We start from the raw sequence: 19759 nt of genomic DNA on the forward strand, positions 1-19759 counted from the left end.
CAGATAGTTTCGTTACAGACGATATGTGACGGAACTATTTAGCCGCGCTCTCTGGCTCGCCGGACCGGCTGCGGGGCCTCGGCCGGGGTCTCCAGGTGGCCGGTGACCAGCCGGTTCAGGGCGCGTACCAACACCTCCCGCTCGTCGTCCGGGATCGAGCCGAGGGCCGCGGTGTGCACGCCGTCCACGATCTCCTGGCTGCGCCGCGCCACCTGCGCGCCCTTCTCGGTCACGGCGATGATCCGGGCCCGCCGGTCGGTGCTCGACGGCCGCCGCTCGGCCAGCCCGGCCTGCTCCAGGGCGTCGACGGTCACCACCATCGTGGTCTTGTCCATGTCGCCGATCTCGGCGAGCTGGATCTGCGTGCGCTCCTCCTCCAGGGCGTGCACGAGCACGCAGTGCATGCGCGCGGTCAGCCCCAGCTCGGCCAGGGCCGCCGCCATCCGGGTGCGCAGCACGTGGCTGGTGTGGTCGAGCAGGAACGACAGGTCGTGCTCGGTACGCGAGGGCGCCATCGAAGTCATGTCGTCGAGGCTACCAACTCATCCCGTAGCGGATTATCCGCTGAAGAACGTCCGTCCTGACGGTCTAGCGCAAGTTGATCTCACTAGGTATGTTCGGACCGAAGGAAAGTTTCGTCCATGGAGGCATGGTGGGCAAGAAGTTTCACGTTCTGGCGTTACCGATCGCCGTGGCCGCGCTGGCCGCAGTGGCGTCCCCCGCCCAGGCGGCGACGGGGTACGACCGCTGCCAGGAGGGCAACTACTGCCTGTTCTCCGGTCTCGACGGCACCGGCGACATCGTCCAGCTCCAGGCGAGCACGGCCAACCTGGCGGCCCTGGGCATGGGCGACCGCGCCAAGTCCGACTGGAACCGCACCGACACGCTCATCCATCTCTACTCCGAGGCCGACTACGGCGGCTGCTCGGCCGTCACCGGCCCGCGTGGCAAGGGCAACTTCTACATCACCTTCCGCGACTTCTTCGACTCCGTCCGCTTCGGCGGCCCGAACGGGCCGTCCTGCTCCATCGGCGGCGACGAGCTGACCATCAAGCGCGCCGCGACCACCGACTCCCACGGCTGACCTTCGAACCCTCCGGCCGGCCCCGCGACCCCGCGGCGGCCGGCCGTCGCCGTATCTGGCGCGTGCGTGGCGGCGGTCCTGCGCCTGCTCAGGCCCCGCCGCCGGTGAGCCGGGTCAACAGGCGGCCTCGGCGGTCAGGTCGGCGGAGAGTCTCCACAGGCGGGCGGCGGCTTCGGGGTCGAGGGCCCACGGTTTGACGCCGCCGATCAGCATGTCGTCGCCCGTCGCCGGCTCGGCGAGGTCGCAGTCCTGGCAGTAGGCGCCGCCGTGCCCGTCCAGCAGGGGTGACGTGGCCGCCCACACCGCCGTCGCGGCGCCCTGTTCCGGGGTCTTGAAGCCGTCGGCCCGGCGTCCGCCGGGCGTGATCCAGCCCTGGGCGACCTGCTCCTCGTGGGGGATGCGGCGCTGCAGCGGGGTGAGGATGCTGCCCGGGTGCACGGCGAAGGCCCGCAGGCCGTCGGCCGCGCCGAGGGCGTCGAGATGGACGGCGAACAGGGCGTTGGCCGTCTTGGACTGCCCGTAGGCCGTCCAGTGGTCGTAGCCGTGGCGGAAGTGGAGGTCGTCCCAGCGGATGTCGGACAGGAAGTGCCCCGAGGAGGAGACCGACACCACCCGGGCCCCGGCGAGTGCCGGGCGCAGCCGGTTGACCAGGGCGAAGTGGCCGAGGTGGTTGATGGCGAGATGTGCCTCCCAGCCGGGGCCGACCGGCCGGTGGGGATGGGCCATGACGCCCGCGTTGCCGATGACGATGTCGAGGGTGCGGCCGCTCTCCAGGAACAGGCCGCCGAAGGCGCGGACGCTGCCGAGGTTGGCCAGGTCCAGCTCGCGCACCTCCGTGCGGGGAAGGTCGCGCAGCGCGTCCTTGGCCACGTCGGGACGGCGGGCGGGCACGACGACGTGCGCTCCCGCCCGTACCAGCGCGCGGGTGGCCGCCAGGCCGAGGCCCGAGTAGCCGCCGGTGATCAGGACGTTCCTGCCGGACAGGTCGATGCCGGCCAGGACGTCGTCGGCCGTGCTGTGCGCGCCGAAACCCGAGCCGATTCTGTGTTGTGTACGTGCCATGCCCCGACCGTAGAATCTAGACTGCAATCTAGGTCAAACTATGGCGAGGTGCCATGAGCAGGGACGCGGACCGGCTGTCCATCGGGGACGTCGCGCGGGCCACCGGGCTCGGCGTCCACGCGCTGCGCTTCTTCGAGCGGGAGGAGCTGTTCCTGCGGCCGATCCCGCGTACCGCCGGACGGCAGCGGGCCTACGACCAGGCCGACGTGGAGTGGTTGCTGCTGTGCAACCGGCTGCGGGAGTCCGGCATGCCGATCGCCACCCTGCGGAGGTTCGCCCACCTCGTCCGCTCGGGGCCGGGCAACGAGCCGGAGCGGCTCGCGCTCCTGGAGGAGCACGAGCGGGCCGTCCGCGACCGGATCGCCGATCTGACGGCGAGCCTGGAGATCATCCACGGCAAGGTCGTCACCTACCGCCGGCACGTCCGGGACGGGACCGCGGCCGGGGTCTGGTCGCCGACGCCGCCCCCGTCGCATTCACCGTAGAGCGGCGGGGGCTGTCCTAGGATCAAGGACCCATGAGCCCGTCGCCCACGCTGTCCGCCACGGAGATCCGCGCCGAACGCCTGCTGCTGCGCAAGGCCCACGACGGCGACCGTGACGGTCTCGTCGAGCTGATGACCGACCCCGAGGTGCGCGAGCACCTGGGCGGCCCGCGGCCGCGGGACGACGTCGAACGTTTCCTCGACGCCGCCGGAACCGCCGCCGCGACGGCCGCCCCGGGCGCCTACGTCATCGCCGACCTCGTCACCGATCAGCTCCTCGGGACGCTGGCGCTCGACCGCCGCGCGGCCGGACGTCCCGGGCACGTGACCGGCGACGGCGAGGAGCTGGAGCTGTCCTACGTGCTGCGCCGCCCGGCGTGGGGGAACGGGCTCGCCCACGAGGCGGCGACGGCCGCGCTGCGCGCCGCGGCGGGCGAACTGCCCGACCAGCCGGTGCTGGTCGTCACCAGGACCGCGCACGAACGATCGCTGAGACTGGCCGCCCGCCTGGGCTTCCGGCCGGTCGCCGGCTTCGAGGAGTTCGGCGCCGAGCAGACCCTCTGCGCCGCCCGCCTGTCCTGGTTCGAGGGCTGACCCTCTTGGCCGGCCTCACCTCGGGCGGGCCGGCTCCTCCGGGGTGAGCAGGAGGGCCATGATGCGGTCGAGCGCGGCCAGGTCGCCGGGGTCCAGGGCCAGCAGGGAACGCGGCGGACGGGCCAGGATGCGCTCGGCCTCCTCGGCGGCGGCCGTCCCCGCCGGGGTCAGCGTGACGATCTTGCTGCGGCGGTCGTCGGGGGAGACGCTGCGGGTCACGTGGCCGCGCCGCTCCAGGTCGTCGACCATCAGGGTGGTGTACGGCTTGTCGGTGGACAGCTCGGCGGTCAGCTCCCGCATGGTCATCGGCCCGGCCAGCAGGCGGCGCAGCGCCTTGACCCGGAAGAAGCTCATGCCGAGCGTCTCGGCCACCTCCTTGCGGCGGTCCTCCTGCCGCAGGACGAGGTCGTACATCGCCGCCCAGACGCGGGCCACGGCGTCGTGTCCGGAACTGCCGGGGGTTTTGGTTATCAAGCGTCCGCCGTTCTGTCGGGAGCGTGGGCGAGCCGTTCGGCGGTACGGGTGGCGCTGCGGCGGGCCCAGCCGGTCGTGGTCAGGATACCGAGCAGCAGGATGGCCAGCCCGCACCCGGCGACGATCCACCAGCCGACGTGGCTGGCCTGCGGGAACCCGGCGGCGAACGGGCCGGCCACCGCCGAGGTGACCAGCGAGCCGATGACCGCGACGCCGAGCGACTGGCCGATCTGGCGGCTGGTGGAGGCCACCGCCGCGGCCACGCCGGCCTGGGCGCGCGGCATGCCGGACACGGCGGTGTTGGTGATCGGCGCGTTCAGCATGCCGAACCCCACCCCGAACAGCACGTACGCGGCCATGAGCCGCCAGGTCGGCGTGTCCGCCGCGAGCCCGGTCATGATCAGGCCGCTGGCCGCCATGGTGACCCCGGCCACCAGCAACGGGACGCGGGGGCCGGCGTTCCCGACGATCCGGCCCGACAGCGGCGCGCAGACCACGGTGAGCCCGGCCATGGGCAGCGTGTAGAGGCCGGCGTGCAGGGCGGACAGGCCCAGCACGTCCTGGAGGTAGAGGGTGTTGACGAACAGGAACCCGCCCAGCGCGGCGAAGCCGCACACCGCGATGACCGTGGCCCCGGCGAACGGCGCGCTGCGGAAGAAGCGCAGGTCGATCAGCGGGTCGGTGCGGCGCAGCTCGTACGGCGCGAGCACGGCCAGCGCCAGCGCCGCGACCGCGAAGCAGCCCAGCGTGCGCGGTGACGCCCAGCCGGCTGCCGGCGCCTCGATGAAGCCGTACGTCAGGGTGGCCAGCAGCACGATGACCAGCGCCTGCCCGACCGGGTCCACCCGGCGCGGGCGCGGCGCACGCGACTCTGGCACGAACAACGCGCACAACGCGAACGCGGCCAGGCCCACCGGGATGTTGATCCAGAAGATCGCCTGCCAGCCGACCGAGTCCACCAGCGTGCCGCCGACCAGCGGGCCGAGCGCCATGCTGATGCCGATCACGCCGCCCCACACGCCGATCGCCCGCGCCCGCTCGCGCGGCTCGGTGAAGGTGTTCGTGATGATCGACATGGCGACCGGGTTGAGCATGGACCCGCCGACGGCCTGCAGCGCCCGCGCCGCGATCAGCCAGCCGAGGTCCGGCGCGAGCGAGCACATGAGCGAGCCGAGGGTGAACAGCGCCAGCCCCGTCTGGAACGTGCGCCGGCGGCCGACCCGGTCGCCGGTCGAGCCGGCCAGCATGAGCAGGCTCGCCAGCACCACCGTGTAGGCGTCGATGATCCACTGCAGGCCGGACATGGAGGCGTTCAGGTCGCGGCGGATGGCCGGCAGGGCGATGTTCACGATCGTGTTGTCCAGCCCGACGATGAACAGGCTCATGCAGCAGATGGCCAGCACGAGCATCCGCCGGCGAGGGCTGAGCGCGGGGGCGGGGGAGAGGGGCGCTCTACTCGTTATATGCATATAACGATTATATTCGCATAACTAAGCACATGTCGCCCGCCCCCGGAACGCCGTACGGCCCCTGGCACCCCGTGAGGGCGTCCAGGGGCCGTACGGCTTAGTCGAGGAAGGTCGCGGCGGCCACCGTGAGCGCGGTCACCGCGTACACCGACACCTCCTCGGGCAGCAGGAGGACCGCCGGCAGGTCCACCACGGCCGGCGTTCCGACGACCGTCCTCCTCCTATGCTCGGACCACCTGCGACGAGCTGCCGTCCGGCGTCGGGACCGCCTCCGAGGAGGTCGGCGGGCGCGGGCGGGGGCGGCCGTGATGGGCTTGTGGACCGGCAGGGGGCGCTGGCCTGGTTCACGGCCGAGTGCGCCGTGCTCGTCGCCGCGGTGACGCGGGCCGCAGCCCTGGGCTCGACACCCACGCCTGGCAGCTCGCCTGGCCCCTGGCCGACTTCCTCGATCGGCGCGGCATGCGGCACGAGCACCTGGCCGTCCAGACCACCGCGCCGGCCGCCGCGCGGCTCGGCGACGTCCTCGGTCAGGCCAACGCCTGCGACAGCCTCGGCCACGCCTGCCACCGCCTGGCCCGCCACGAGGAGGCCGCCTCCTGGTACGGACGCGCGGTCGAGCTCTTCCGCGAGGCCGGCGACCGCTACCACCAGGCCGACACGCTCACCCGGCTCGGCGACACCCTGCACGCGGCCGCACTCCCGGACGCCGCCGCCGCCTGGCGCCAGGCCCTCACCCTCCTGGAAGCCTTCGACCCCCCTCCGCCGCCCAAGTCCGAACCCGCCTGACCGGCTGACCCGTACGCCGTGGACGTCCGGACGGCTGTCCGGACGTGGCGAGCACGGCGATGGCCTGCCTTCAACTTGGCACGGTCACTTCGGTCGCTGTCGAGAACCCGGCGCTCGCGTCATCGAAGTCGGCAGTACGGCGCCGAAGATCAACCGTTCTGGCCCGGGGTCATGGAGATCTGTGGTGCCCGGCTGTTCCGGACGTCGCGTGCCGTCCCCTCACCGGGCAGTCGTGTGTCAGCGCCTTCCCTGCCAGGAGTAGAAAGCGCCCTCCAGATGCTCGAAATGGTGATCGACGTGGTCCTCCGACCACTCCACGTCCTCAAGGATCGGAGCCGGATCGCCCTGCGGACTCCAGGCGTAGCCGTAGGGGCTGTGCAGGGCCTCGCCTTGCTGGAAGACGACGACGCCGTGCTCGCGGCGGACCTCTTCGAAATCCATCCCGCCGATGGTGCGGGGGCCGAGCCGGTCACCCTCCCTCACTGTGCGTGCGAACGTCTCCATCTCCGCCGCCGAGCGGATGAATCGCTGGTCATCGCTACCACGGAAGGCCACAATTGCCACGATCACGAAGACCGCAGCGGTGAGGACGCCGAAGAACGCCAAGGCTCTCGAACGCGAACCGCTGACCGACACACGGCCTCCATCTGCTCGTCGGAAACGGTTTCCGGTGATCGCAAACCTCAGCTGTAGGGGCGTCTGAAGGCGTTGCATCCGGGGCAGCGGTTGTGCGGTGTCGTGGCGGCCATCGAACACCTCGGCGACTTCGTCCATGTGGCAGAGAATCGGCGACAAGGCCACCGTGAGCGTCATCGAGATCGACCAGTTTCGGCGTCGGTCTGGGCACCGCTCGCGTCTGATGCCTCCCGGGCAGCGAGGAACTCATCCAGCAGCGTGAAGAGGACCTCGATGACCTGGGCCTCCTCGTCATGGGCCAGTTCCCAATGCTTCCATCCGTCAGGAAGAGCGATATGACGCACCTGCCCATGCCAGCCGTGGTTGCAGTCCCGGGCCCGCCGGGCCACCAGCCACTCCCGCCAACCCTGCAGGCCGGGACCACATGACGCAGCGCGTGCTGGTCATAGCCGTCCAGGAACGCCTCCACGCCGGCAAGACGCGCCCCCACCACGAACATGCCCAACCGCTTGGCCACGAGGGGGAAGTACTCACGTTCGCTCATCCCCGGCCAGCCCCAACCGGTCAACCGTGGTCGAACGTTGCCGAATGAGCTGTCAGCGAGCGTGAACGCCGGACGCCTTGTGCGATCAGCGGTTTGCGGTCCAGTGAACGCCTTCCGTCCTGAGCAGCGGCCCTCTTCGATGAGCTGCAGGACGAGAACGGCCTGCGTGATCGGGGTGGCACGGTGCGGACAGCAGCGCAGGTGGGCCGGAACCAGCTGGGCTTGCCGGGCGGCATCCAGGCGCCGCCACCGTGGCATCGAACCTTGGTCGGCCGCTGTGCTGCCGAGAGCCTCTTGTCATGCCAATCCGTCTCCGTGCGTACCCGCGATGACCGGCGCGATCGCCCAGGCTGTCCGCGTCCTCCGAACGATCGAAGACGGCCGTTACTGCCCCGCGATCATGTTGTGACCAGCAGGCTGGGATTTCGGCGACGAAAGCCGTCCGACATTACGCCAGGCTGTGGGACATGACCGCCAACAAGGTTCTGGACAACGCGGTGCTCGCCGTTCAGCACGACATGGACGCGACCGATGTCGCTGGACGACTCGGATTCGACACCCCGGAGTGGGACGACCTCGGTTACCTGCGCGTTGAATACAAGGGTCGATACTCCAGCATCGGCGTGCGTGATGACGAAGAGCATGAGCCGGTTGCCACCCTCGTCCTGATCGCTGATCTGGCCCAGGCAGTGATCGCCGAGCAGGACGGGAAGATCTGGCCGACCTGTCCAGCACACTCTCTCGGGTTGCATCCGAAGCAGGCGGACAGGGCGGCGCTTTGGACATGCAAAGGCGAAGGTGGTCACGCGTTGGCTGCGATCGGAGAACTGGAGTGACAGGGCCTGACACCGGCCTCCGGGGTGCCAGATGGATCGCTGGACGGAACAGCAGCTCAGAGAGGCCCCAGGACGCCTTGGTGGGTTCGAGGGGTCGGTGACCACTCGGAACCCCGGGGGCCGCCATCCCGAGGGATGTCTGGAAGCAGCGAAGATGACAGTGAGAGCTGCTCCCGACCTGGGCACTGTCGCTTCGGCGGGCGTCGAAGAGCCGTCGCTCACGTCATCGACGTTGACAGTATCCGGCCGAAGATCGCTCACCTCGGCCCGCGTTGGGAGCATGCGACGGTCGGTGTCTCGGCTGGTCATGCCGGAGTACTTCGGCGTCAGCGGGTCGGCTGGCGACCTCGGGGCTCCAAAGCCGGTTCGAGGTGATCAGCGAGGCGGCGGAGAGTGGCCGCGAACCGCCCGCGGAGGCGTCGAAGAGCACGCCGGCGCGAGCGCGGCGGGATCATCTGCAGGTGTGCGGCCTCGGCTCGCCGCTCAGCCAGGTCTGCGCGGATGAGCTCTTCCTGCAAGTGATGCACGAAAGGCTCCTCAGGGTTCTTCCGGGAACGCGTGGTAGAAGATGAAGATCGGGCGGGTGTCCGGCGGAGGCTCGCTCGACTCGACGCGCGCCTGGGTCAGCTCGCGCCACGGCTTCAAGACGGCATTGAGCTGGTCGTCGAGCTGCGTGAGCTCATCCTTGGTGAGCCGTAGGTGGCGGCTGCTTCCGAAGGACGCATGGCGCCAGTCCTCGGGAAGCGTCATATGAGTGCGTTCGAAGTCACGCAGTCGCTCGAACTGGTCGATCACCCACTGTGAAGTCCACGCCTGCAGCGCGGCTCTGGCCTCTGGGGCTTCGAAGTCCCTCACCAAGGCCCACCCGCTCAAAGCCGCCCGCACCCAGCGTTCCCGGCTGTCCCGGGCGAGCTCCGGCACGTCCTCGATCAACCCATGAGGCTGCATTTGCCGCAGGTGATAGCTCACCTGGCCAGGGTCGGCGTCCATCCGCCTGGCGAGCTCGCTCACCGTGACCGGGCCGATCCGGAACAGGAGGCTGTAGAGCTTCATCCGGAACCGGCTGGTCATGACCTTGAGCACGTCCACGTCGTCGATCTGGCGCATGGCCACGACGGTAAGACCAGGAGGTGAAGATACTCAAGACACCTACTGGATCTTGAAATCGCGTGTTGGGGGCGTAGCCGCGCTCGGACCCCGTGCGCTTAAGCCGGGAGAGAATCGGTTCTCGGAGTCCGCGTTCTTGGGCGCGGCTTCGTGACGCCCGGTGGCGGGCACGAGCGTGATTCGGGAACGCCGGGTGTCCAGTGGGCGATCTGATCCCAACCGGCCCTGCGGATGCTGCACGCGAGGTCGGCCCGCTGGCGATTGCCGTTCGCTGGCTCGACGCTGGAGTCATTGTCCATGGGTGCGTCGATGAGCCCCCGCTGGCGGAGAGGCATCGCGATGATCAGGCCGGCACTCATGTCGGCATGGTGCCGAGCTCACGAAAGGTGGTCAAAGTGATCAGTAGGCCCCGGGTATGGCGGCGCCGAGAACGGGGCGGCGAAGGTGCTCTGAGATGATCAGGGCGCCGGTGATCCGGCTGGCGATTGCCAGGGCGGCTGGTATGGGGTTGTCGATGTGCTCGTCGGCGGCCGGATCAATGCTCAGTTCACGGAGGTGACGATTCAGCCGATCGGGATCCGCGCCACGCCGGTCAATGGGAAAGCGGGGTTGATGTCAGTGACGAGCTCGCCGTCGACGGCGTAGGCGAGGTGGTGCTGGGCGGCGTAGTCATGCCGCTGCACTGTCACAGCCTCACGGCCGTCACCGGACAAGGCGGCCAGAGTCTCCCACTGTGCGGGCCAGCCGCAGTCCTCAATGGCGACGGTCCAGTCCCCGATGCGCCTCACGGTGATGATCGCGGGGCCTTCAGTCTAGGCCGTGTCTCAAAGAATGGTGAGCCAGTCGTTGATGGCGGCGATATGGACGGTGGCCTCGTAGCGGACGGCGAGTTTGTCGTACCGGGTGGCGATGCCGCGATGGCGTTTGAGGCGGTTGATGCCGCACTCGACGGCTGAGCGGGCGCGGTAGTCGGCCGCGTCGAAGGACGGCGGGCGGCCACCGCGGCTGCCACGCCGCTGTCGGGCGGCGATGCGGTCGGCCGGCTCGGGGATGGTGCATCGGATCTTGCGAGCGCGTAGGTGCTGCCGGATCGCACGGGCGGAGTACGCCTTGTCGGCGCGGACGATCTCGGGTCGGGTTCGTGGGCAGCCGGGCCCGAGCCGGGGCACCTTGATGGCGGCCATGACCGTGGGGAACTGTGGCGCGTCGCCGCGCTGCCCAGCTGTCACCACCAGGGCGAGAAGGCGCTGTCCTTGCTCGCAGGCCAGGTGCAGTTTGGTCGACAGACCGCCCCGGGAGCGTCCGAGGGCGTGATCGGCGGGCTCGGGATGGGCGCCACCGGGCGGCTCAGCCTGTTGTTCGCTGTACCGGGAGGCGCCTGCGGCGTGCTGGTGGGCGCGGCAGATGGTGGAGTCCACCCCGATCTGCCAGCCGATCAAGCCTGTGGCATCGGCCAGGGCCTGCAGGTGGGTGAGGATCTGCTGCCACAGGCCGGCACGCTGCCAGCGGCGGAACAGGCTGTAGACCGCCTGCCAGGAGCCGTAACACTCCGGTACGTCTCGCCACGGCGCACCCACCTGTACACGCCAGCGGATTCCATCGATCAGCTGACGTTTGCTCCACTGCGACGGCCGACCTGGCCTTTTGGGTACCGGCAGCAGTGGTTCCAGCCGCGTCCACTGCGCATCGGTGAGGTCGAACCGCCGCGTCACCGCTAAGGTGGCCACGAGGTCTCCGGGGTATGAGGTTCTTCTTGGTCGTTGAACCCTTTACCGGAGACCTCTTTGCGTGTCCGGCTTCGACACGCCGTTGATCAACACTTCGAGACAGGCTCTAGGAGTAGTCCTCGTCGATGATCAGCCGGATGTCTTCGTCCGCGGCACCGAGTCGGTGGAGCACGTCGTGCTCGCCAAGTCCGCGCACGAAGACGATCGTGTAGATCTGCGCTCGGCTGGGAGTCGCGGCTGCGGAGGGTGGTGGAGGACGAACCGCCGAGTTGGACGCTGGCGCGGTGTTCGTGCGGTGACCGGAATCTCCGCTGGGACGCGCGGGTGGGTATTTCGTGTGCGGGGCGTGCGGGAATCACGTCAGCGAGGTCGAGGAGCGGGGCCTGATCGCCGACGAGGCTGGGGCGTGAACCTGGCGAGCTTAGGCGACGCAGGCCGCGAGCCCCTGCTTGCTGCTGTCCACCTTCGCGTCATCAAAACCAGGGCCGGGGGTGTCTTTTCCGCCATTGCCACTAGCGGAAAGCCCTCCCTGCGTATTGATCCAGTCCTGGATAACAACAGGAGCGGTTAAGAGACCGGTGTCGCTGGCCAGCGTGTAGCCTGCTTTGATATCAGGGAGCGCCCACGCAAGCTCGACGTCTGACACCATCGGAGCCCACCGCGTTGCCTCGACTTTCCCCGGTGAGAGCTTTGCGGGGCGTGAGATGACGCCTTCGCTACACGGCTCAAGGGAGTACCGGTAGACCTTCGCCAGCTTGTCCGGTCCCTGCCAGGCGAGGAAGAAATAAACGGGCTTGCCATTGCCGTTGCGGTAATGCCACTTGAACTTCAAGGTCCTTTCCGACGGTGATGGCCCCTTCTCCACGTCCGGGTCAGATCCGCCTTGGATGGTGACACGTCGGGCGAAAGCTGATCTTTCCGCTTCTGTGGCTTCGCTCTTTTCTTGTTCGCGTTGCTTCCGGTCCTCAGCCCGCTGCTTCAGCGCGTCCTCCCGCTGCTGATCTGCGAGGCTGTAAGCCTTGAGGGAGATTATGAGCGCTGGCACGGACGCGAGTCCGGCCAGGACGGTGGCGATGGCAGCCCAGGCTTGGACGTTCCAGCGGGCATTTCGGAGCTTGAATCTGAACCGGCGCTGGGCTTTGGGCTGTGCTGTGGGGCGTGGAGGGTTGGTTGTTGGTAAGCGCTGTGCACGCTTTCGTGCCATGGCCTCATTCTGTCGCATCGCATCCCTGCTGCGAGGCTGAACGAGGGGGCGGCACGTGCGAGTTGCCGCCATACGGCAGGTGCATCGAGGCCGAGGGGGATTTGGCTCTTGTTGCGTCCACTCGTATCGATGTGTAACACTCCGTGTCGCGGGTGATCTGTGCCTGTCGCACGGCTCAAGTCCGTGACCTGCGGAAATTCCGGATGAAGCATTGAGAGCGCATCTGGCAAGATCATCTTTCTGCCCACCCTCTGATTTCGGTGAGCGAGTTCGCCTGTCAGTGTTGACTACAGCGCGCCGATTTGCGTGCTCGCGTGTCCGGAATCGCCTGATGCGTCCACATGCGCGACCCCAGCGGAGGTGAGACGTGCACCCAGCGACCGCCCGCCAAGCCGCAGACCGCCTCGAACGCGAACCCGGCACCATCCGCCAGTGGGCCCGCCGCTACAAGGCGCGCGTCCTCGGCCGCGCCGGCCGCGAGGTCGTCTACGACTTAACGACGTCGCCACCATCGAGGGCTGTATCTGGCGCGGCGACCCCATACCCCCGCCCCCGAAGACCGCGACGAGCTACGCGCACACCTCCGCCGCGCCGCCTGAACAGGAAGGCCCCTCGTAAGACTCCCGAAGAACAAGCGCATCGTCGGCGCCGAGCGCGCCCAGCTGGCCGCAGCGGTCGCCAAACAGTACGCGGACGGCGAGTCGATCCGCTACATCGCCCGCGACCTCGGCCGCAGCTACGGATTCGTCCACAGCCTCCTCGAAGAGGCCGGCACCGAACTACGCCGCCGCGGCGGCGACACCCGCGCTCCGCAGGCGACCGAGACGGCCGGAGCGCGCGCGTGACCCCCGACCAGGCCGCGGCCAAGGCAGCCGAACTCCTCGACGACGCCTCCAACAACCTCCTCGACAACGCCTACGTCCAGTCGAGCGTGGCCGTCGCCGACGTATGGATCCGGCTGCACCTGGCCCTCGCAACCGGCGCGTCCTTCAACTGGGACCAGGTCTACCTCGATCGGAACCAGCGCCTTGGTCTCGCCGACGAGGATGGTTCGGATCCTCTCTGCCTGCTCCTGGTTGATCTCCAAAGAGCCGCTGCTGCTTCTCGGCCTGGGCTAGCAGTGCAGCGCTGGCGGCCTGCTGTGCTTCGAGGTCACGCTGGAGCGCCTGCATTTCGGCCGCAGTGGTGGCCATGGCGTTGTTCACGCGCTGGACTCGCCGCTGGAGGACCTCCTTTGGGTCCTCTCTGGCCTCGGCTAGTCGCGATGCGTCTACTTTCCGTGCCAGCAGCCACATCATGCAGCGGCGAGTATGAGGGGCAGCAGGCCGATGTCCGTCCACTTCTCTAGGCCATCCACGTAGCTGCCCACGATCACCATGGCTGCGCCGACCATACCAATGAGTCCCAGGAGCACCGATGCCGCCAGAAAAGCCGTTGGTAGCGGGTTAGTCGCTCGTCGTCCTTCAGCCCCTCATTGGATCGTGTCGCGCGGGGGAGGTCGGGCGGAGATACCGAATCGCGACCTTCCGCATGCAGCTTTCACGATCATTGAGAGCTGGTCATAATCACAGGTTATGTCCATAGATCATTTCTGCTAGCGTCGAGACATGACTGCCGACCTCGTTCGCGAGTCGAGCAACGCTGGTGGCATCGCCTTCCCGCCGACCCTGCTCGGAGTCGTTCAGGACACGACGATGGCGTGGCTGCTGTCGTTCGACTCGAAGAACACGCGCGACGCCTACCGTCTGGAAATCGCTCGGTGGTTCAAGTTCTGCAGCGAGACCGGCCTTGATCCGCTGCAGGCCCGCAAGCCTTACGGAGACGTCTACAAGCGGTGGTTGGACCTCCAGGCCGAGAAGCCGATCCCCCGAAGACCTTGCAGCGGCGCATCTCCGCCGTGTCGTCCTGGTATGACTACCTCGCCGACGAGGAGATCGTCGACGCCAACCGGTTCAAGCGGACGCGACGGCCGAAGGTGTCGCGAAGCTACTCCCAGACAACCGCGCTCACGCGGGACGAGGCCCGCGCCTGATCGGTGCGGCCGACGCTGACCACGGGCCGGCCCGGCTGCGCACCTCGGCGTTCGTCCGAGTCCTACTGCATACCGGCATTCGCATCGAGGAAGCGGTCTCCGCTGACTTGAGCGCGCTCGGGCACGAGCGAGGGCTACGGACACTCCAGATTGTCGGCAAGGGTGCCAAGCCGAAGAAGCGCTGCCTACCGGTGGAGACGGGGTACGCGATCGATCGGTACCTGGAGGACCGGGCACGCTGCGCTGGCACGCGGCCCGGCTCCGGGAAGCGTTCATCGAGCAGGTGGACGCGTTCGAGCTGATCGAGCGCATGGACTCGCCGCAGACTGCGATGTACGTGGATCCGCCGTACCTGCGCTCGACCCGCAACGTGTTCGGTAGCGGCCAATACGCGAAGGAGACGGATCGCGAGCCCGAGCACCGCCGCCTCCTTGAAGTGCTCGCCGCGTGCAAGTCCGCGATCACGCTGTCCGGCTACCGGTCCGAGCTGTATGACGAATTGCTCGCTGACTGGCGGCGCATCGACTACCGGGTGCGTGCCTCCAGCTCGGATGAACGGCGGCACGCCGTCGAGTCGGTGTGGGTCAATCGTTAGAGGATCGGTGACACCGGCCTACTCGGCTCGACGCCTGGACCCATGAGCTCGAATCAAGCGGGGGAAGGACCGTTATCAGAGTCTCCACATCGCGGATGTCGATGCCGGTCTCTATTAGATGGCTGGCCAGGGCCACAGTCCTTCCAGAGCCGGTCTTTGCCCAAATGACCAGATGTTCGCCCTTGGCGGCGGCTTCAAAGATGGCCCGAGCGGACGAGTCGGGATGTCTATGGTCAAGGTCGCGCTTGACCTGGCGATGCAACTGAATCCATATCCGCAAGCGGGAGCCCCAGGCCGCTCCAGCGCGGAGGGCGAAGAGCAAGGATGTGGCCAACTTGAACAGCTTGCCAGGCCGACTCTCGATGATCGCTTCCCACTCTTCGGCTCGAACCTCGGCTCGCCTCCGATCGAGGTGACGGATGTAGGCTGACCAGCGGACTAGTCGCTTGGCGAGCCAGGGGGCGACCTCCGTCCCTTCTGCTAGCAGTGCCCCAAGGACGAGCAACACGATCTCTTTGGTCACCGGCCACCAGCCAGCAGCCTATGAAACAGGCTGAGCGGGGCGAAGCCGAACGTCGGCCGGGTCTTCACTGCGTCGGGTCGTCGCTCGGCAAGGAGCGCGTAAGCTGCAGGAGCCCCTTCGCCGGTCAGCCTATAGAAGCGGCGTCGTGGCCGATTCGCGTCCGGTTCGAGCTCTTCCCATTCGCCAGTGATCCATCCGGCGTCTTCGAGGCGGTCAAGGGCGTTATAGACGGTCGGACCGGAGCGCTTCGTCTCCTTCATGATTGCCCAGCCGTGGATCTTGTCGCCCTCCTTGTGGGCGCGTAGCAGCACTTCCAGCACGTCCAGTGTGGGCTGGGTGATGCGTTGTAGACCTGCCATGCCCTTATCTTACCTACTCAAAAAAAGCGCCGTGCGCTGAGGGAGATGCTGATCGTGGACATCAAGGAGTACCAGCACGCGCCCGAACTGGTCGAGGCGGTGAAAGTCGTCGGCGGACAGGTCGAGGACGTCGTGTCCTGGATCAACAGGTACTCGAATCTGCGGGGCATCGTCGGGCAGACCGCGATCCGTGGCCGCGCTGGCGAGTATGTGGATATCCAGACGTCGGAGGGTAAGCGTCGTGCCGGCCTGGGTGACTATGTGTGTCACGACGGTTCGGGCGAATTCTGGCCGATTCCGAAGTCGATCTTCGAGCGCCGGTACGCAGTGACTGCCGTGAAAGATGAGTAGAAGTGCATTAGTGGAGGTCTTGAGTCAGCTTATAATTTGCTTGAGCAAATCGTAAGCTGTGTTTCCTGCAATCCCACCTGCAATAACAGCGGCGGAGGCTGTGAGGGCGGAGCGTAGTCCGAGGACTGAAACTCCCGTTTGATGCACCTCTCCTGGAGCCAGATTCCGAAGCTCTGGCTCATCCTCGCGCCAGTCGCAAAGAATCTCGACAATCTGTGCCAAGCTCCTATCGGCATATGCGCCTTGGGCATCCAGGAGCGTGACGGACTGTAGAGAAGGCCAGTCGATCAAGCCAGGGAAGTCTCGATATGCCATAAAGCTTACGAGATCGGCAGTGCCGGAGAATTGCCATGGTGACCTGTTCTGGACCTTGCAAGATGCGGTCAGGGTGGTTCTGTGTCGCTCCTCGACTGCGGCTGTCAGGCCTATGAAGTCTCTAGCATCGAATCGCCATTGCGGAACGCCTAGTATGCTGGGTCTTGTGCTGAGCTTTATCCTAGATGTGTGATATCCAAGGAAATTTAGATCCCAGGTAGTCCCGGAGCGGAGATTGAGGTATGTATAGCTTTCCTTTAAATCTCGAAAGACGAGAGAGTTTGGGTGGCAGAAGACAAGACTGACAAGTACTGAGCCGTCCGCGCTCGCCTTCGCCCGATTCTTTATTCGATGAATTAGGGCACTCCAGGATGACATGGGCGCCATGTCGTAGTGCGTTTCCATCTGGCGTATTATTTCCGCACGGTATGCCTTGCGGTGCGCTTCAAGCTGACGCTTTGATGCCGACTGATAGCATGTGAAGTCTTGTGCGAGTCCAGCTAGGCGATCAATGGTGCCCTGGAGTGCGTGTGGATCGCGATATGCGGCGACAGGATGTTGTCCAGTGAACTCAGGGGCGTCGACGTCGTCGAAGTACCACTTATAGTAGCGGTTCAGGTTGGCATGCTCCAATTCGGTGCGAGTAATTCTCGTCGCATCCTTGCGGGACTCGCTCATGGGCATAGATCCGATCGTGTAACAGACATGGCCTTATCGTAGTGGACGGTCAAGTGAAGTGCCATTAGTGGTTGCAACGTCCAACCCTGTCTGGCTTCTTTCGCCGATATCGGTGTGGTGGTTCGCCATGCGCGCCTTCGATCGCCCATTGGGCGGTTTTCTCTAATGTGCGCGAATTGTGAGAAATGATGCCATCTGCGGCATTCGGGAATATTGAATGGTGATCATTCCTCAAGGGCCGGTACGCGCTGCGCTCTCTGGCGGAAGATGATCTTTCGGCGGTTTGTGCTGGAGACGCTGGGGGCTGATGACGATCGCATCGGAGATCGGCCTGCGGAAACACGTAAGGCCGCAGGTCGAGCAAGTCGACTGTTTGGCCCTCCGGGGGCGGCAAGGGAGGGATGATGGCGAAGATCGCGCCGCAGGAATACCGGATGGTCGCGGGTGAGCACTGCTGGCCCTCTCCGAGTCGGCTGCTTTTTTCCCACGCATAGTCCTCCGGTGACGCGCCGGGGGTTCTCGCGGTAGCACGGACCATCTCGAACGTGTCCGCCTGCTCCAGGATCTCAGGATGGTCGGCGAAGAAGGCCTCCGTGATTTCTGGAGCTGTCCGGCCCCGCTCACTGACCGGGTAGCCGTTCGCTCTCGTCCAATCCCGGACCTGGGTGTGGCCGAGCTTGGGCGCCCGGTAGGTGATGCGGGGGGCATCGGGCATGGTCAGAAACGTTCTGAAGCCGGGACGTCAGCCCGCGCTGCGCCAGTAGGCGAGTTGCGCGCTCGTGCTTTTGACCACTTGGGGAATGGACTCAGGCTGTGGCCAGATCTGCAGCAGATAACGGTCGTCCGCTGCCGAATCCTCGTCCATGTTCACCGCGTGATAGCGCAACCGATACCACCCAGGCCCCGAGGGCAGCTGGGGAATCTCGTGAACGCGTTCGCCTCCCCACTCGCATAGCGAGAGTCGTCCGGCCTCTGACTGAAAGCTGATCTCCACAATGTCCTCGTACCCGTCGGTGTCCGCTCCCGGGGCTTGGTCGGCCACGGTCGCCGAGAAGCCAAGGGTGCCCGTGTGTGTGCCCGTGAGCAGGAGAGCTGCGCCGTCCTCCACACGGATGATTCCGACAGGGTGATCGGGATGGTCATCGGCAAAGGTGGCGTAGCCCGGGTTGTCGTCAGTGTCATCAACGAGATATGCCTGCCCATAGGAAACCCAGAGGTCGAACGAGACGGTGCGAGTGGTGGTCATGGTCGGCAAGAGTATGATCACGTACTGACATTTCCGATCGATCCTGAGCTCGGGGCCGTCGTGGTGCTCGCCTCCAGCCACGACGTGAACGAATCGCCGTACGCCGATGCCATCGTCAGCGTCGGCCGCCGGCGCCAGACCGTCATCATTTCTCTGGCCGAATCTCCTGAGAATGGGAGCGATAGTGGCCCATAGGGGCGATAGTTGGCCATGATGAGTAGGCGAGCCCTGCCCGGGAGAGCCGAGCCACGGTCATATCGGCAGGATTTATGTCATCTGTGACTGTGCGATCGGATCGGCCGCGGCCCGCGGATGGGGCGCGGTCTCGCGCATTCCGATAAGTGGGCGCGGTTCGCTCATGCCTGCGGGTGCTGGCGGGCTCGTTCTTGGTCGGCCAAGAACTTGTCGAGCAGGTCGAAGAGGACGTTGGTGACCTGGGTCTCCTCGTCCGGAGTGAGGTCCCGTCCGACTCCTGACTCGCCGAGGGCGATCTGTGCGATCTGGGCCTCCCAGACGAGGTTGGTGCCGACTTGATGGCGGGCCATCAGCCATTCGCGCCAGCCGTCGAGTCCTGGTCCGCCATGTCGGCGAGCAGCTTGGTCGTAGCCGATCAAGAAGGCTGTCACGCCCTTCAGCGATGGGCGGCCGATGAACATGCCGGTGCGCCTGGCGAACTGGTTGAAGTATTCGCGCTCGCTCATGTCGGTCGGTTCAGTCATCCTCGGATCCTCTCTGGCGAACTCCGGTGCAGGCTATGACCTTGGTGGTGTCCGATGTGAGGAACAGTATGTAGTTCCAGGTTCGGTCGGCTGAAGTGATGGAACCGAGCCGGATCGGGGATTGGTCGAGGCTGTTGAGAGTGTCGACGGTCTGCTGAAGGGCCTGGGTTCGGGGACCGCGTGTCGTGGTGAAGCGGAGTCGTCGCCTGTACGTTGTGGCCAACTCGGATGCCGGCACGTCTCCGTCCCAGATGGTGAACTGGCCGTTGTCGGCGAGAGCGGCGCGGGCCGCTCTGCATGCTCCGATTGCTGTGTCGAGGAGCATGAGGAGTTCGTCTCGGTTCAGCGGTTGCTCCACTGGCAGATCTTTATGGGTGGTGCGGATGTCAATCGAGGGGCTCCATCCGAGGTGACAGGTGCCCGCCTCATCGGTGACAACAAGCGTGCGCCGTCTGCACCACGAGCGCGCCGAACCCGGCTGGCCCGGCCGCCAGCCCTTTCAGCAGCTGTCCCTGTAAGCCCAGCGGGTCTTGCAGCGGGCGGCGCTGCGCGGACATCGCGTCGATCACCGACAGCACGTGAGGTCGCCACCTCGCCACCACCGCATATCGCCCCCCGACCGCCCACGCCACCTCCCGCGCTGCGGCGACGGCCACGTCGTCGCGATCCCGGATCAACGGAGAGGGCCGGACATCGAACAGCCATCCTGATCCGTCTCGCAGCACCACCTAGAAATCCGGGACGTGCTCGCGGAAGCATTGCAGCCCTGTGCGGTGGCGCTGGTTTGTTCGCCAGAAGAGCAGGCGAACCAGTACGCATTCCAACGTCGGCACGGCCGTCAGGCTCCGGAGCCGGGCATACCAGCTCACCTGCCGGCGTTCGCCACGTCCCGCTCCATCGGCGTGGCCACTGCGGGCCCAGCAACAGAGAACAC

At 66.6% G+C, this 19759-nt stretch carries 28 protein-coding genes and 1 pseudogene; 9 read left to right on the top strand and 20 right to left on the bottom strand.

Annotated features, from left to right (window positions below):
- Window positions 1–38 precede the first annotated feature (38 nt).
- Window positions 39–524 carry a MarR family winged helix-turn-helix transcriptional regulator gene (locus ACNF49_RS25040; RefSeq protein ID WP_482945168.1) on the bottom strand — a complete coding sequence of 162 codons (486 nt, stop codon included), beginning with the start codon at window positions 522–524 and terminating at the stop codon, window positions 39–41.
- 128 nt (window positions 525–652) lie between these two features.
- Here ACNF49_RS25040 and ACNF49_RS25045 point away from each other — a divergent pair, with 128 nt between their 5' ends.
- The gene (locus ACNF49_RS25045; RefSeq protein ID WP_498702969.1) at window positions 653–1084 is read left to right on the top strand and encodes a peptidase inhibitor family I36 protein; all 432 of its coding nucleotides are present in this window, start codon (window positions 653–655) and stop codon (window positions 1082–1084) included.
- 114 nt (window positions 1085–1198) lie between these two features.
- Here ACNF49_RS25045 and ACNF49_RS25050 read toward each other — a convergent pair whose 3' ends face one another.
- On the bottom strand, window positions 1199–2146 hold the full coding sequence (locus ACNF49_RS25050; RefSeq protein WP_482945169.1) for an SDR family NAD(P)-dependent oxidoreductase: 948 nt from the start codon (window positions 2144–2146) through the stop codon (window positions 1199–1201).
- 53 nt (window positions 2147–2199) lie between these two features.
- Here ACNF49_RS25050 and ACNF49_RS25055 point away from each other — a divergent pair, with 53 nt between their 5' ends.
- On the top strand, window positions 2200–2631 hold the full coding sequence (locus ACNF49_RS25055; RefSeq protein ID WP_482945170.1) for a MerR family transcriptional regulator: 432 nt from the start codon (window positions 2200–2202) through the stop codon (window positions 2629–2631).
- Window positions 2632–2663: 32 nt separating this feature from the next.
- Window positions 2664–3224 carry a GNAT family N-acetyltransferase gene (locus ACNF49_RS25060; protein ID WP_357988436.1) on the top strand — a complete coding sequence of 187 codons (561 nt, stop codon included), beginning with the start codon at window positions 2664–2666 and terminating at the stop codon, window positions 3222–3224.
- A gap of 15 nt (window positions 3225–3239) precedes the next feature.
- Here ACNF49_RS25060 and ACNF49_RS25065 read toward each other — a convergent pair whose 3' ends face one another.
- The gene (locus tag ACNF49_RS25065; protein ID WP_482945171.1) at window positions 3240–3659 is read right to left on the bottom strand and encodes a MarR family winged helix-turn-helix transcriptional regulator; all 420 of its coding nucleotides are present in this window, start codon (window positions 3657–3659) and stop codon (window positions 3240–3242) included.
- A gap of 35 nt (window positions 3660–3694) precedes the next feature.
- Window positions 3695–5167 carry an MFS transporter gene (locus ACNF49_RS25070; protein ID WP_498702972.1) on the bottom strand — a complete coding sequence of 491 codons (1473 nt, stop codon included), beginning with the start codon at window positions 5165–5167 and terminating at the stop codon, window positions 3695–3697.
- A 354-nt stretch (window positions 5168–5521) separates the two neighbouring features.
- On the opposite strand from ACNF49_RS25070, the gene ACNF49_RS25075 reads away from it, so the two are divergent.
- Entirely contained in the window at window positions 5522–5953 is a 432-nt protein-coding gene (locus ACNF49_RS25075) for a hypothetical protein (RefSeq protein ID WP_482945173.1), read from the top strand.
- A gap of 237 nt (window positions 5954–6190) precedes the next feature.
- Here ACNF49_RS25075 and ACNF49_RS25080 read toward each other — a convergent pair whose 3' ends face one another.
- From ACNF49_RS25080 to ACNF49_RS25090, 3 genes and pseudogenes are all read right to left on the bottom strand, one after another.
- Entirely contained in the window at window positions 6191–6727 is a 537-nt protein-coding gene (locus ACNF49_RS25080) for a hypothetical protein (protein ID WP_482945745.1), read from the bottom strand.
- 35 nt (window positions 6728–6762) lie between these two features.
- Window positions 6763–6978, bottom strand: a complete 216-nt coding sequence (locus ACNF49_RS25085) for a hypothetical protein (protein ID WP_482945746.1) — start codon at window positions 6976–6978, stop codon at window positions 6763–6765.
- Window positions 6979–7250: 272 nt separating this feature from the next.
- Window positions 7251–7346 (bottom strand): annotated as a pseudogene (locus ACNF49_RS25090) (IS5/IS1182 family transposase); the annotation flags it as partial.
- Window positions 7347–7600: 254 nt separating this feature from the next.
- On the opposite strand from ACNF49_RS25090, the gene ACNF49_RS25095 reads away from it, so the two are divergent.
- Window positions 7601–7969: a hypothetical protein gene (locus tag ACNF49_RS25095; RefSeq protein WP_482945174.1), complete on the top strand. Its 369-nt coding sequence runs from the start codon at window positions 7601–7603 to the stop codon at window positions 7967–7969.
- A 537-nt stretch (window positions 7970–8506) separates the two neighbouring features.
- Here the strand turns inward: ACNF49_RS25095 and ACNF49_RS25100 are convergent.
- The 5 genes from ACNF49_RS25100 to ACNF49_RS25120 form a co-directional block, all read right to left on the bottom strand.
- Window positions 8507–9076 carry a helix-turn-helix domain-containing protein gene (locus ACNF49_RS25100; RefSeq protein WP_482945175.1) on the bottom strand — a complete coding sequence of 190 codons (570 nt, stop codon included), beginning with the start codon at window positions 9074–9076 and terminating at the stop codon, window positions 8507–8509.
- Window positions 9077–9475: 399 nt separating this feature from the next.
- Window positions 9476–9673 carry a DUF6461 domain-containing protein gene (locus tag ACNF49_RS25105; RefSeq protein WP_482945582.1) on the bottom strand — a complete coding sequence of 66 codons (198 nt, stop codon included), beginning with the start codon at window positions 9671–9673 and terminating at the stop codon, window positions 9476–9478.
- Complete coding sequence (locus ACNF49_RS25110; RefSeq protein WP_482945176.1) at window positions 9640–9864, bottom strand: hypothetical protein; 225 nt, start codon at window positions 9862–9864, stop codon at window positions 9640–9642. Before ACNF49_RS25110 ends, ACNF49_RS25105 begins: the two co-directional genes overlap by 34 nt.
- Before the next feature lie 36 nt (window positions 9865–9900).
- Window positions 9901–10803 (bottom strand): IS5 family transposase, encoded by a 903-nt coding sequence (locus tag ACNF49_RS25115; RefSeq protein ID WP_482945177.1) that lies wholly within the window; start codon window positions 10801–10803, stop codon window positions 9901–9903.
- A 421-nt stretch (window positions 10804–11224) separates the two neighbouring features.
- A complete protein-coding gene (locus ACNF49_RS25120) occupies window positions 11225–12007 on the bottom strand; it encodes a hypothetical protein (protein ID WP_482945178.1) in 783 nt (260 codons plus the stop codon).
- Between the two features lie 662 nt (window positions 12008–12669).
- Here ACNF49_RS25120 and ACNF49_RS25125 point away from each other — a divergent pair.
- The 3 genes from ACNF49_RS25125 (at window position 12670) to ACNF49_RS25135 (ending at window position 14634) form a co-directional block, all read left to right on the top strand.
- Window positions 12670–12852, top strand: coding sequence for a helix-turn-helix domain-containing protein (locus ACNF49_RS25125; protein WP_482945583.1), 183 nt, complete (start codon window positions 12670–12672; stop codon window positions 12850–12852).
- A 1052-nt stretch (window positions 12853–13904) separates the two neighbouring features.
- Entirely contained in the window at window positions 13905–14039 is a 135-nt protein-coding gene (locus ACNF49_RS25130; protein WP_482945179.1) for a hypothetical protein, read from the top strand.
- 238 nt (window positions 14040–14277) lie between these two features.
- A complete protein-coding gene (locus tag ACNF49_RS25135) occupies window positions 14278–14634 on the top strand; it encodes a DNA adenine methylase (protein WP_498703835.1) in 357 nt (118 codons plus the stop codon).
- On the opposite strand, the gene ACNF49_RS25140 is transcribed toward ACNF49_RS25135, so the two are convergent.
- Window positions 14624–15157, bottom strand: a complete 534-nt coding sequence (locus ACNF49_RS25140) for a helicase-related protein (RefSeq protein WP_482945181.1) — start codon at window positions 15155–15157, stop codon at window positions 14624–14626. The genes ACNF49_RS25135 and ACNF49_RS25140 overlap by 11 nt on opposite strands.
- Window positions 15154–15516 carry a PadR family transcriptional regulator gene (locus ACNF49_RS25145; protein ID WP_482945182.1) on the bottom strand — a complete coding sequence of 121 codons (363 nt, stop codon included), beginning with the start codon at window positions 15514–15516 and terminating at the stop codon, window positions 15154–15156. The genes ACNF49_RS25140 and ACNF49_RS25145 overlap by 4 nt, the downstream gene beginning before the upstream one ends.
- 45 nt (window positions 15517–15561) lie before the next feature.
- Between ACNF49_RS25145 and ACNF49_RS25150 the strand changes: the two genes are divergently transcribed.
- Entirely contained in the window at window positions 15562–15867 is a 306-nt protein-coding gene (locus ACNF49_RS25150) for a hypothetical protein (protein WP_482945183.1), read from the top strand.
- A gap of 24 nt (window positions 15868–15891) precedes the next feature.
- Here ACNF49_RS25150 and ACNF49_RS25155 read toward each other — a convergent pair whose 3' ends face one another.
- From ACNF49_RS25155 to ACNF49_RS25180, 6 genes are all read right to left on the bottom strand, one after another.
- Window positions 15892–16866, bottom strand: coding sequence for a hypothetical protein (locus ACNF49_RS25155; RefSeq protein WP_482945184.1), 975 nt, complete (start codon window positions 16864–16866; stop codon window positions 15892–15894).
- A gap of 58 nt (window positions 16867–16924) precedes the next feature.
- Window positions 16925–17575 carry an Lsr2 family DNA-binding protein gene (locus tag ACNF49_RS25160; protein WP_482945185.1) on the bottom strand — a complete coding sequence of 217 codons (651 nt, stop codon included), beginning with the start codon at window positions 17573–17575 and terminating at the stop codon, window positions 16925–16927.
- Between the two features lie 27 nt (window positions 17576–17602).
- A complete protein-coding gene (locus ACNF49_RS25165) occupies window positions 17603–18106 on the bottom strand; it encodes a hypothetical protein (RefSeq protein WP_482945186.1) in 504 nt (167 codons plus the stop codon).
- Window positions 18107–18462: 356 nt separating this feature from the next.
- Window positions 18463–18825 (bottom strand): hypothetical protein, encoded by a 363-nt coding sequence (locus ACNF49_RS25170; RefSeq protein ID WP_482945187.1) that lies wholly within the window; start codon window positions 18823–18825, stop codon window positions 18463–18465.
- Window positions 18818–19183: a hypothetical protein gene (locus ACNF49_RS25175; RefSeq protein WP_482945188.1), complete on the bottom strand. Its 366-nt coding sequence runs from the start codon at window positions 19181–19183 to the stop codon at window positions 18818–18820. The genes ACNF49_RS25170 and ACNF49_RS25175 overlap by 8 nt, the downstream gene beginning before the upstream one ends.
- Window positions 19184–19250: 67 nt before the next feature.
- Window positions 19251–19403: a hypothetical protein gene (locus tag ACNF49_RS25180; RefSeq protein WP_482945189.1), complete on the bottom strand. Its 153-nt coding sequence runs from the start codon at window positions 19401–19403 to the stop codon at window positions 19251–19253.
- Between the last annotated feature and the right edge of the window lie 356 nt (window positions 19404–19759).

The organism is Actinomadura sp. ATCC 39365 (genome assembly GCF_054392275.1).